This window comes from Arenibacter certesii DSM 19833 (assembly GCF_000429545.1).
Lineage (GTDB): Bacteria > Bacteroidota > Bacteroidia > Flavobacteriales > Flavobacteriaceae > Arenibacter > Arenibacter certesii.
Genome location: NZ_AUCB01000059.1, coordinates 1 through 12343 on the forward strand (window position 1 = coordinate 1; position 12343 = coordinate 12343).

Genomic DNA, 12343 nt, shown 5'->3' on the forward strand with positions numbered 1-12343 from the left:
CAGCTTGTAATCCACCTCTAGAAGGCAATGCCATGGGCGGGGCTTATGAGCGTAATTTTGAAAGGTACCTTGCTAGAAAAGCCCTTGAGAATTATCCAAAAGAATTATTGGCCTTTATCCAGTCTCCTACAGCTAACGATTACGAGAGTTCCAATTTAATATGGGCCAGTCAGGCACTATCCAAACCAGAAAGGGAGCGGATTTTCGTAGATCTTTGGAAGAAAATGGATAACAAGGACCTGGACGAGCCTACCTTTAAAATTGTGGCGGGAATGCTGGATAACCGAAATGTACTGAATAGTGTACGCCCAATATTGGAGGATAATAATAAGGCGGTAGAACATGTATCCCTTACCTTAAAAAATTTAGGATCGGTACAATCCAAGGAATTGACGAACACATTAAAAGGCCCTATAAAATCCTTATTGAAAAGTGGGGATCTCTCCAAGCAGATGTTGGGATTGGAAGCCGTAGGGAAACTAAATGTAGATGGCTTAAGAAATGATGTTTTGCCGTTGATCAAAAATACCACTTCCCCAGAAATGATTAAATTGGTGATGTCTGCACTTAAGAAAAGTCCTTCTGAAAACAAAGCTACTTTTATCCAAATTGCAAAAATGGATGAGCTGGATATCGAGTTAAGGGCTTCTGCGGTACAGTCGGTAGCTATTGCAGATGTAAATTCTGCTCATAATATTATGGAGAACTGGCTGCCCAATTTGGAGGTAGCCCAAAAGAAGAGCGTGGTTCAAATAATAGCCTCTTCCAAAGAAGGAGGGACGCTTTTAAAGGAGTTGCTAGATAAGGAGCTGATCAGTGCCAACGAATTCGACTATTCAAGTGCAGAAAAAGTATACCAATCCGATACAGAGGATAAAAGGGGAGTTGATCTTTTTGAACAGGTTAAAAAAAGGACAGAAGAGAAAAAGAAAGGCTTGGAGTCCAGATTGGAACGATTTATGGCGATTGCGGAGAAGGGGGAAGGCAACCCCGAAAATGGTGAAAAGCTATTTCAAACCTGTCTCTTATGCCATAGTGTAGGGGATAAAGGATATGACTATGCACCAGCCCTGGATGGATCAGCCTTGAGGGAGAACGAAGCCCTTTTAACGGCAATTCTAGATCCCGATGCCGCTTTGGAAAGTAGCTATGCAATCTATAGGGTTACCAAGAACGATGGGAGCAATATAGAAGGATATTTAGTTAAAAAGGACGAAAGAGGGACTACCATCGGATTTATGGGAGGTACCAAACAGTTTGTCCAAGCATCTGAAATTAGGTTCGAAGGTTTCCTGGGTGGACGTTCCTTTATGCCCAAAGGGCTGATTGATAGCTATTCGGACGAACAGGTTTCTGATCTGTTGGCATTTATCAAGACATTAAAATAGTTTATAAAATCTATAATATTGTTTTCTACTAAAAGGGAATATACCGTATTTCTAGAGATAGAGGAGAAAAGCACTTTAATCAATTTAATAACTAAAAAATAGAATTATGACCAGACATTTTGGAATGTTCCAGTTTAAGGAGGGAGTAAGTAACGCAGAAATTAAAAATTGCTTCGAAACAATGAAAGCAATGGTAGGGGAAATCCCAGGATTATTAGACATGGAATATGGTCCATACGATAGCACGGAAGGACTTAATGATGGCTTTACACATGGTTTTATTATGACCTTCGATAGTCCGGAATCAAGGGAAGCCTATTTACCTCATCCCATTCACGAAAAGGTGAAAGATGTGGTAATTCCACAGTTGGAGCGAGTAGTTGTTTTTGACTTTAACGTGTAAAATTAAGTTTATGGGCATGAAAGAAAAAAGTATAGTAATGCTCGGTTGTTTTGATACTAAGGGAGAGGATTTTACCTATCTCTTTCAATGTCTTGGCAATCAAGGCCAGCCTATAATTACTATTAACACAGGGGTGATGGAAACTTTGGTTGACTTCCCCATTGATGTGGACAACGAATCTGTAGCAGATGCTTCTGGCACGAGCTTGGAGGCCATAAAGGAATCCGGTGACCGTGGAAAGGCGGTAGAACTAATGGGAATGGGCGCATCTAAGATCCTTGCAGACCTTGTTTCCAAAGATCGAATTAAGGGTGTTGTTGGAATGGGAGGTGGTGGTGGCACCTATATCATATTGGAAGCCATGCAGGCCATTCCCTTGGGCATACCCAAGCTGTGCCTGTCCACTGTAGTGGCCAAAGACCTTTCCAGACAGATAAAAGTGAAGGACATCACAATGATGTCTTCTGTGGTGGATGTAGCAGGACTAAATAAGATTAGCCGATTGTTGATAAAGCAAGCCGCAGCTGCCATAAGCGCTATGGCAGAAGTAATAGTGGATAATTCGATTCCAATTAAAAAAAATATTGCAATCAGCATGTTTGGTAACACCACCAAATGTGTGGATAAATGTACCCAACTGTTAAAAGAAAAAGGATATGAGGTTATGGCTTTCCATGCCACAGGGGTTGGTGGTGCCACTATGGAATCACTTGTCCGCGAAGGAGTTTTTGATGCCGTTCTGGATGTGACCACTACCGAACTTGCTGATGAACTTTGTGGTGGTATTTTAAGTGCCGGACCTGACCGACTCACCGCAGCTTCAGAAATGGGGATTCCCCAAATTGTGGTGCCAGGCTGTCTAGATATGGTCAATTTCGCCCAAACGGATACCCTTCCAAAGAAATATAGTTCAAGAAAGCTCTATAGTTGGGCTCCAGATGTAACCTTAATGCGTACCAATAGTAAAGAGAATAAGACCTTGGGCAAACAACTTGTGGATAAACTGAAGCAGGCCAAAGCTACAGTAGAAATTTTGATCCCCTTGAAAGGTATATCGCAAATAGATAATGTAGGAGAAATTTTTTATGATCCCGAAGCGAATAATGCTCTGTTTGAATCAATAAAAGAAAATGCGAAGGATCATATTAATATTATTGAAATGGATGCCCATATCAATGATAAAGTTTTTGCCAATATGTTGGTAGAACGCTTATTGAACCTATTAAAATAAAAACATAAACAAACGAAATACAACCAAAATAAAGATATTATGCCGAACAAATGGACTGGTAAGGGAAACCCTTATACCCGAGAAGAAATTAGAGAGCGATTACAAAAAACTATAGCTCAGAAGAAAGCGATTATAGGTGCAGGTGCGGGGACTGGTATAAGTGCCAAATTTATAGAAAAGGGAGGAGCCGATTTTTTAATTGTTTATAATTCTGGACGGTTTAGAATGGCCGGTCACGGCTCTACGGCCGGATTAATGGCCTATGGGGATGCCAATGCCGTGGCCATGGAGATAGGGGAATATGAAGTATTGCCAGTGGTAGAGGAAATTCCTGTTTTCTGTGGGGTTCATGGATCCGATCCTCGAAGGAGGATGTGGCATTTCCTGTTACAAGTAAAAGCAATGGGGTTTTCAGGGGTGAATAATTTTCCTACCCATTCCATAGTGGACGGTAATTTTAGGGATATCCTAGAAGAGACCGGAATGGGCTTTTATAAGGAGGTGGAAATGGTACGACTCGCGTCTAAAATGGATCTTTTTTCCTGTGTATACGTTGCAACGCCTGAAGAGGCTGTTCAAATGGCCGAGGTAGGCGCCGACGCTATAATAGCACATGTAGGGACTACTGTCGGTGGTTCTATTGGTGTTGTGGGGGCTACAGTAGATATGGACTTCGCTATAAAAAGGACTCGAGAAATTATAGAAGCTGGACGTAAGGTTAATAAAGACATCATTTTCTTGGCGCACGGAGGCCCTATTAATACACCGGATGATGTTAGGGTTATTTTAGAAAATACAGATGCACATGGATTTGTAGGTGCATCCTCATTGGAGCGGATGGCAGTAGAATCCTCACTAACTGATTTAACACGGCAATTCAAATCTTTGGAACTTTAGATTAATCTTTCATATAAAAGAAGGAGTTCCCATTGCTAAATAACTAATTTTCAAAATTGACTATGGAAAGATTACCCAACAATGATACCTCTAAAAAAAGAGCCATTTTCATAGGTTGTTTTATAGCATTATTGACCACTGCCTTCGGTTTTATTACGAGAGTATTTCTAGTTGATACTTGGAGTGTGGCTTTCGATTTAAATCCTGCACAGGCAGGGAGGCTCATGGGGATCGGTATTTGGCCTTTCTTTGTGGCCATTATATTCTTCAGTCTGCTAATAGATAGGATCGGCTATAAAGTAGCTATGATCTTTGCTTTTATAGGTCATATGACCTGGGGCGTTATGGGATACCTAGCCTATCAAAATTTACAGTCTGGGGATATCGATACAGCTTACAGTCTTTTGTATTGGGGAAGCTTGGTATTTGCCTTGGGTAATGGTACGGTAGAAGCGTTCATAAATCCGGTAGTAGCCACCATGTACAATAAGGAAAAGACCAAATGGTTGAATATATTGCATGCGGCTTGGCCAGGGGGATTGGTACTTGCAGGGATTATCTTTATAGGTATGGGTAATGTAGAATGGTGGATAAAGATCGTAATTACCGTTGTTCCAGCTATAATGTATTTTTTGATTCTTATTCGACAAGATTTTTCAGCCAACGAACGTGTTGCGGCAGGGGTAAGTTATAGGGAGATGTTACAGGAGTTTGGTATTGGTGGAGCAGCCTTGGTATCCTTTTTAGTGGTATTGCAACTAAACGATTTTTTTGGTCCTGGACCTGAGGATTATTTGATGCGGTATGGGTTTATAGCCATAGGAGTCCTAATGGTTGTGGCCTTTGGATGGTATGTCCGGACTTTGGGGAGACCGATATTGTTGTTCCTTTGTTTTATAATAATGCCGTTGGCCACTACTGAACTTGGTACAGATTCTTGGATCCAGTCTATAATGCACGGAATTGCTAGTAGCAAGAGCTTTGACGCAGGATGGGTGTTAATATATACCTCATTAATTATGTTGGTGCTTCGGCTTTTCGCTGGTCCAATATTACATAAGGTATCTCCATTGGTTCTATTGGTCATTAGCTGTGTTCTTGCCATTTTTGGCTTGTACTTCCTTTCTTTCGCCTCTGGGTGGTTCATTTTTGCAGCAGCAACACTATACGGCCTTGGTAAAACATTTTTCTGGCCTACTACTATCGGTATTGTTGCCGAGCAGACGCCTAAGGGAGGAGCACTTACTTTGAATGCGGTTAGCGGTATCGGAATGCTAACAGTAGGAATGTTGGGGGCGCCCATTATAGGAGCTTTCCAGTCTAATTCACAGGTAGAGCAATTGCAGTCCTCCTATGAACTGGCTCAAGTTGCGCCCTCAGAGCTGTTGGTAGATGGGAAAGTGAATCTCCCTTTAAAAGATGAAACCATCTATTCTATTATCGATTTTCAGACAGTGAATATGGATGAGTTACATGAAGCACTGGCTGGTATTAAAAATTCTCAGGAAGTAAATAAACTGTTCTCTGACCTTTTAACCAAGGGAACTCAAATGGCCCTGAGCAAGGTGATTATTTTCCCCATTATTATGCTGGTTTGTTACCTAATCTTAATTTTTTATTTTAGGACTAAAGGAGGATATATGCCAGTTGAGCTTGAGAAGAGCTAAGGTTGTTGTGAAAAATAATTCAGCTATAGTTGTCGTGCACAAACCTGAATTAAAGCGTTCTTAGTGCTATAATTAAAAATCATTCACTTTCGATAGGATTAATTTTTAAACTCCTGAATCGTTTTACCGATTTAAGAAGGAACAGAAAAATTCATACTTATTTTTAAAACCACAATCGAAATTGGATGGTAGTAAGGTAGCGATTCTAAGAGATAATGGAGAGCAGTTTAATGCTAATTTAATGAGTTAGAAAGTGTAGTCAAGTAAGATTTTTTTTAGAAGTGGTGATCGATATTAATACGTCTTGGTAGAGAAATCCTAAACATCAGAATTTAAATAGTTGATATTTAAACTCAATCTTATAACTTTAAGCAGATCATTAAATAGAATAATATGGCCAATCCATGGACAGGTAAGGGCAATCCTTACACAAAACAAGAAGTTAGAGATAGACTACAATTAGTAATAAATCAAAAAAAAGCCATTATCGCTGCCGGGGCGGGAACTGGGATCAGTGCTAAGTTTATTGAAAAAGGTGGTGCTGATTTAATAATTATTTACAACTCAGGCCGGTTCAGAATGTCCGGGCACGGTTCTACAGCAGGTATGATGGCCTATGGCGATGCCAATGCAGTTGCTATGGAGATAGGAGAATTTGAGGTGCTGCCCGTAGTGGAGGAAATTCCGGTAATCTGTGGAGTACATGGCAGTGATCCGCGAAGAAGAATGTGGCACTTTCTAGGGAAAGTAAAGGATATGGGATTTTCCGGAGTAAATAACTTTCCAACACATTCTATTATTGATGGTCATTTTAGGAACGTTCTTGAAGAAACTGGTATGAGCTTTCAAAAGGAAGTGGATATGGTGAATTTGGCCACCAAAATGGACCTGTTTTCCATAGTATACGTGGGGAAACCAGAGGAGGCCGTACAAATGGCCGATGTGGGTGCCGATGCCATCATTGCCCACGTAGGAACAACTGTGGGTGGTTCTATTGGGGTTACCATTGCGGCTGCATCAATGGATGACGCCTTGGAGCGTACACAAAGAATTGTTGATGCCGTGAAAAAAGCGAATCCCGATACTTTTCTTCTTGCCCATGGTGGACCAATCAATACCCCAGCTGACGTAAAATATGCACTGGAGCATTGTAAAGGACTTCATGGTTTTGTAGGGGCATCCTCCTTGGAAAGAATGGGAATAGAACAGTCCTTGACCAATTTAACTCGGGAGTTTAAAGCATTAACCCTATAGCGATCTTATGGAAAGGAATTGGAAATTCGTTAAAGAAAAGGACCAAATGTTCGAAAAGGCTTTTGGACGAGACCATTTTTGGCATTATCATCCTGATATAGTTGAACAGGCGGGTACTTATATGGTAAAAGTGTTGATGCCCAAGGGAGGAGGACATAATTTTCACGTTCACCCCGAAATGCACGAGATTATATATGTGTTAAAAGGTACCGCAGAACAGTGGATCGAAGATGAGATGCAGATTCTAAAAGAGGGCGACTCGGTTTATATCGGTGCCAATATTGCTCATGGGACTTTTAACGTAGGAGAGGATGAGTTAGCGTTTTTAGCTATCCTGTCCCCGAAAGAAGGTTGGGAAGCTGGAACGATAGATGTCAGCGAAAATACTCCCTATTCAGAATATCGTCCCAGAATCTGATTGGGTGCTAAATCTTCTTGAGCTTTAACTCTAGGCATTTAAATCACCATAGTAAGTAATGAGATTAAATTTAAATAAATGAAAAATATAACTACTTACCTTTCAGTACTATTTTTCGGAATAGTCCTATTGTCTAGCTGTTCTGAAGACAAAGCACCACCTCCTCCATTGACCTACACAGGTGAGAATCCACGGGTTCAGGATCCCTTAAGTCCCGAGGATTCACAAAAACATGTACAGCTCCCAGATGGTTTTAGCGCTAAATTATTTGCTGCAGAGCCTAATATTATTAATCCAATAGCATTTACATGGGATGAAAGAGGGAGACTATGGGTAGTTCAGTCTAAGGATTATCCTCATGGTTTAGCCAATGATGTTGGGGGGGATAGGATCACTATATGTGAAGATACTAATGGTGACGGTAAAGCGGATACTTTTATCGACTTCGCTACTGATCAAAACTTGACTACTGGGATTACCTTGGTAAAAGGTGGCGCCATTGTGGCCCAGGCCCCAAATATAGTATTTTTAGAGGATACTGACGGGGATGATAGAATGGATAAAAGTACCGTGTTGTTCGATGGTTTTGGAACGTGGGATACCCATGCGGGGCCATCCAATTTGAGATATGGATTGGATAATATGATTTGGGGATCCGTAGGGTATTCGGGTTTCGAAAATCAATTTCAAGGAAAAGTTATTGATTTTAAGATGGGTGTTTACAAATTTACAAGGGACGGCTCTTATTTTGAACCAGTTGGACAATTCAATAACAATACTTGGGGACTTGGTTTTAACGAAAATTTTGAAATATTTGGATCTACCGCCAACAATAACCATTGCTGTTATGTAGGTATCCCTTTAAAACACTATAAATACTTAAATAAAATGCCCGCTTGGGCAATAAATGCCGATTTCATCCAGGGCCATTATGAAATCAGTCCGGTAGATACCATCCCATTACAGCAAGTTGATGTGCGTGGTGGATACACCGCTGCCTCTGGTGCAAATTTTTATACGGCTAGAAATTATCCTGAGAAATATTGGAATCAGATGTATGTTAGCGAGCCTACAGGTCACTTGGTGCATATAGCAAAAATTGTTAAGGATGGTGCTGGGTATAAGGAGGTAGATGGCGGAAATATCTTTGCCAGTACCGACGCATGGACCGCTCCTGTCTTTACCGAAACCGGGCCAGATGGGAATCTTTGGGTCGCAGATTGGTATAATCCTGTGATTCAGCACAACCCAGATAAACGTGGAATGGATAACCAAATATGGAATGCAGATAAAGGGGAAGGGAACGCCCATATAAATAATTTTAGGGACTATGGGCATGGAAGAATTTATATTATCACCCACGAAGATGGGGAGGATTCCAAAATCACCTCGTTGGATCCCAATGATGATGATAAACTTTTGGTTGCATTGCAAAGCGATAATATGTTTTGGCGGACTACTGCTCAACGTTTAATTGTTGAGAATAATAAAATATCCCTAATTCCTGATCTTATCAAATTGGCCGGAAATGATACCAACATTGATAAAACGGTGCTCAATGCAGGTGCATTACATGCCTTATGGACTTTAGATGGCTTGGGAGCGCTTGATGGTTCTAATGCCGCTGCCACAGAGGTGGTTCATAATGCCTTGGGCAATAGTTCATATGCTGTAAAACGGGCGGCCTTGGCATTATTACCGCCAACAACAGAAAGCAGTGAAAGTTTGGCACAATCGGGCCTCATAAGCAGTGCTGATCCACAGATGAGACTTACGGCATTGCTACGAGCTGGAGAATTACCAGAATCCAACGGATTGTATTCAGAAATAGAGAAAGTTTCTCAAGAGGCTTCCAGTAACTCCGACAAATGGATCTCTGCTGCACTTAAGATTTATCACAGGGAATCTGACTTTGAGGAGGTAGATCCTTCATCTGTGGATTTAATAGTGCCTTCATCAGAGGAAAGGAAATCCATTTGGAAGTATACCAATGAAAAACCTTCCGACAGTTGGATAAATGTGGAATTCAATGATTCCAATTGGAAAAAAGGTTCCGCCAAGTTTGGGAGCGATAACGTTAAGAATGTGAATACCCAATGGAGCAGTTCAGATATCTGGATGCGACAAGAAGTGGTTATTACGGATGAGATTACCGAACCGGTGGTTAAAATTGCTCATGACGATGATTATGAAATATACGTTAACGGTCAGCTTTTGATCGCAGAAGGGGGGTCCAGTGAGACCTATAAATACATTAAGCTCGATAGAGACAAAGGAGAATTATTTAAGAAAGGAAAAAATATCATTGCTATCCATTGTGTAAATACTGGAGGAAACCAACATATTGATCTGAGTATAGGCAGGATTGGGAAAATTAAGGCCGATGTTACTTTTGTTCTCAATGCTGTAAATCAGGAAATGGCTTTTGATAAGACCACGCTACACGCCAAAGCGGGTCAGACTGTGGAAATAATTCTGAACAATAAAGATCAGATGTCCCATAATTTAGTCGTAATTCAACCCAATAGTTTGGAAACTTTTGGGGCTATGGTTGATGGGTTCTTAAAGAATCCAGAAGCAGAAAAAATGGGGTATGTCCCAAAATCAAAGTACGTATTGGGGGCAACCGAAATGTTGACACCGGGTGTTAGCGGATCTGTGGTGATTAAACTTCCTGATACTCCGGGCATTTACCCCTATGTTTGTACTTTTCCCGGACACTGGCGCATGATGCAGGGCGTTATCATAGTTTCCGCACCAGGATCTTATATCTCCGAGAATAAGGATGCTCAAAAAATCTCTGTGATGGGAGGAGGAAGTTCACATGATTTCCTTAAGTATTTTGGAATTGTAGATGGTGAAATTCTCAGCGATGGTGGGAAGAACACCGTAATATACACTGAAAAACCAGAGGAACTGGGATCTCTTATAGCAAATACAGATGTGCTTTTATTAAGTAATAACAAGCCTTTGGACAATAATACTAAAAATACTATCCTATCTCGAGTAAATGAGGGGAAGATGAATTTGCTTATATACCATCCCAGTATTTGGTATAATTGGGAAGACTGGCCTGAATATAATAAAAACCTTGTTGGAGGAGGATCTAGGTCTCATGAGAATCTTCAAGAATTTGAAGTTAGGGTTGTAAAACCTGATCATCCCATAATGAAAGGCGTGCCCTCTACATTTAGGATCGTGGATGAATTATACAGGTTTAAGAAAGATCCGGATGCTGAGATAGAAGTATTGGCCGTAGGCAGAGGTGTAGAGTCTGGTGAAGAGTATCCTGCTGTTTGGGTAGTTAAGCATCCAACAGCTAAAATTGTCGCCAATACTTTAGGGCATGATGAAAGGGCCCACGGACTAAAAGCCTACCAAACCATATTGAAAAATAGTTCGAAGTGGGTTGCAAAGAAATAAAGCATGTATACGTTAAAACATTTATAAAAATGAAAAATGGTGTAATCTTATTAATGTTGTTCTCTATCATTATTAGTTCATGGGCACAAGATGGAAATTATCCATCTAAAAAAAAGAATGCCCTAAAGGTTACCATTAAAGGCGGAGGCGGTTCTTCTCACGATTTTTTCCAGTTATTCGGAATTGCCGATGGGAAAATCCTTAGTAACAAAGGAAGAAATTCGGTAAAGTATACTGAAGACAGCAATGAATTGGTGGGTCTCATTGACGAGTCGGATGTCCTTATGTTGACCAACAACCGGCCTTTAGACCATAATGCTAAAATAAAGATTTTTGAGCACGTAAATGCGGGCAACCTAACCCTCTTGATAAATCATCCTAGTACATGGTATAATTGGGAAGATTGGCCTGAATATAACAAACAGCTTGTTGGTGGGGGAGCTCGTTCACATGAAAAACTACAGTAATTTGAGGTAATCGTTAGAAAACCTGATCATCCAATAATGAAGGGAGTTCCAGCAAAATTTAGAATAGTCGACGAACTTTATCGATGGGAAAAGGATCCAGAGGGTACGGAAATTGAAGTGCTTGCGGTAGGAAAGGGGTTGGAAACTGGTGCAGAGTATCCCGTGATATGGATAGTAAATCACCCTACCGCTAAGATTATAGGGAATACCTTAGGACATGACGACAGGGCTCATAATCATAAAGCATACAAAACCATATTGAATAATAGTATAGATTGGGTGGATTGAAAATATGATATTCCGAATTATTTTCGGACATTATTCTGTAAACTATGCTAGTTATAAATATCGGGAAATGATATTTTAAACTAATCCTTGTTTTTTATCTCTGGTAATGAGCATATTATCATTTCCTAATCCCAGCTTTACTTAAAACCCATTCTTCCCAAGTTTTCCCATTTCTTTTACCAATGCTCCAGATATTAGATCGGCGGTTAGTTGAGGCAATTCCTTCTCTAGAGATGGTACGGCATTTCTAACAAATGGGCACCGCTGTATCTTTATAATGCATTTTTTCGATATCTACGTCAGTAATCATTCCTCTCCGGTACACAACATTCCTCGACTTAAGAAACTTGTCATCTAATAGCCTGGACTGCCTTTAGGTCAGTAAACATTATACATGTTTTAATATCGTGTATGAATAATATAATCTACTATCTGGGAAAGAGAGGAGGTCAGGAGAAGCTCACTAGCAGGCACAAGTTCGTCCTTTAAGACCTTATTTAAACGATAACTATACTTTAGCTTACTATCTAATCCTTCTATTGATAGTTGCTTGTGTCCCTTAATTGGTATAGATTACCAGCAGGTCTATAAGGAATGATTACCAATTATAAAACAACAATTTTCAATTTCCTAAGCGGGATCAACATTGATCAAGTTTTAAATGAAATAAATTTTGGAACCACATTGATTTAGTGCTTAAAAGTATGAATCGTATGATGTGTCCGTATGCTAAATATCATCAAAACAATTGTGATAAATATCCTACTTAGGATTATAAATATTAATTTAAACAATGTATAACAATAATCCAGTGGAATGTCTAATTTAGTTGGTACGGATTTATGTGATAAACTTAAATTTGTAATATGAATAAAAGAAATTACGACCAGGAATTTAAAACCACCAT

10 protein-coding genes are annotated in these 12343 nt (G+C 40.1%); all 10 read left to right on the forward strand.

What is annotated here, in order from left to right; translation table 11 throughout:
- Window positions 1-1388 (forward strand): c-type cytochrome (locus G466_RS22665; protein WP_034236165.1); only part of this gene is annotated, 1388 nt, incomplete at its 5' end.
- A 106-nt stretch (window positions 1389-1494) separates the two neighbouring features.
- A complete protein-coding gene (locus G466_RS0118430) occupies window positions 1495-1791 on the forward strand; it encodes a Dabb family protein (protein ID WP_026814946.1) in 297 nt (98 codons plus the stop codon).
- A 16-nt stretch (window positions 1792-1807) separates the two neighbouring features.
- Window positions 1808-3022 carry a Tm-1-like ATP-binding domain-containing protein gene (locus tag G466_RS0118435; protein WP_034236168.1) on the forward strand — a complete coding sequence of 405 codons (1215 nt, stop codon included), beginning with the start codon at window positions 1808-1810 and terminating at the stop codon, window positions 3020-3022.
- Window positions 3023-3061: 39 nt separating this feature from the next.
- Window positions 3062-3919, forward strand: coding sequence for a phosphoenolpyruvate hydrolase family protein (locus G466_RS0118440; protein ID WP_026814948.1), 858 nt, complete (start codon window positions 3062-3064; stop codon window positions 3917-3919).
- Between the two features lie 62 nt (window positions 3920-3981).
- On the forward strand, window positions 3982-5586 hold the full coding sequence (locus tag G466_RS0118445) for an MFS transporter (protein WP_051315769.1): 1605 nt from the start codon (window positions 3982-3984) through the stop codon (window positions 5584-5586).
- 393 nt (window positions 5587-5979) lie between these two features.
- The gene (locus G466_RS0118450; protein WP_026814950.1) at window positions 5980-6840 is read left to right on the forward strand and encodes a phosphoenolpyruvate hydrolase family protein; all 861 of its coding nucleotides are present in this window, start codon (window positions 5980-5982) and stop codon (window positions 6838-6840) included.
- 7 nt (window positions 6841-6847) lie between these two features.
- A complete protein-coding gene (locus tag G466_RS0118455) occupies window positions 6848-7258 on the forward strand; it encodes a cupin domain-containing protein (protein WP_026814951.1) in 411 nt (136 codons plus the stop codon).
- Between the two features lie 78 nt (window positions 7259-7336).
- On the forward strand, window positions 7337-10681 hold the full coding sequence (locus tag G466_RS23340; RefSeq protein WP_026814952.1) for a PVC-type heme-binding CxxCH protein: 3345 nt from the start codon (window positions 7337-7339) through the stop codon (window positions 10679-10681).
- A 29-nt stretch (window positions 10682-10710) separates the two neighbouring features.
- A complete protein-coding gene (locus tag G466_RS23345; RefSeq protein WP_051315770.1) occupies window positions 10711-11148 on the forward strand; it encodes a hypothetical protein in 438 nt (145 codons plus the stop codon).
- Between the two features lie 9 nt (window positions 11149-11157).
- Window positions 11158-11436 (forward strand): ThuA domain-containing protein, encoded by a 279-nt coding sequence (locus G466_RS23350; RefSeq protein WP_262482346.1) that lies wholly within the window; start codon window positions 11158-11160, stop codon window positions 11434-11436.
- Window positions 11437-12343 lie beyond the last annotated feature (907 nt).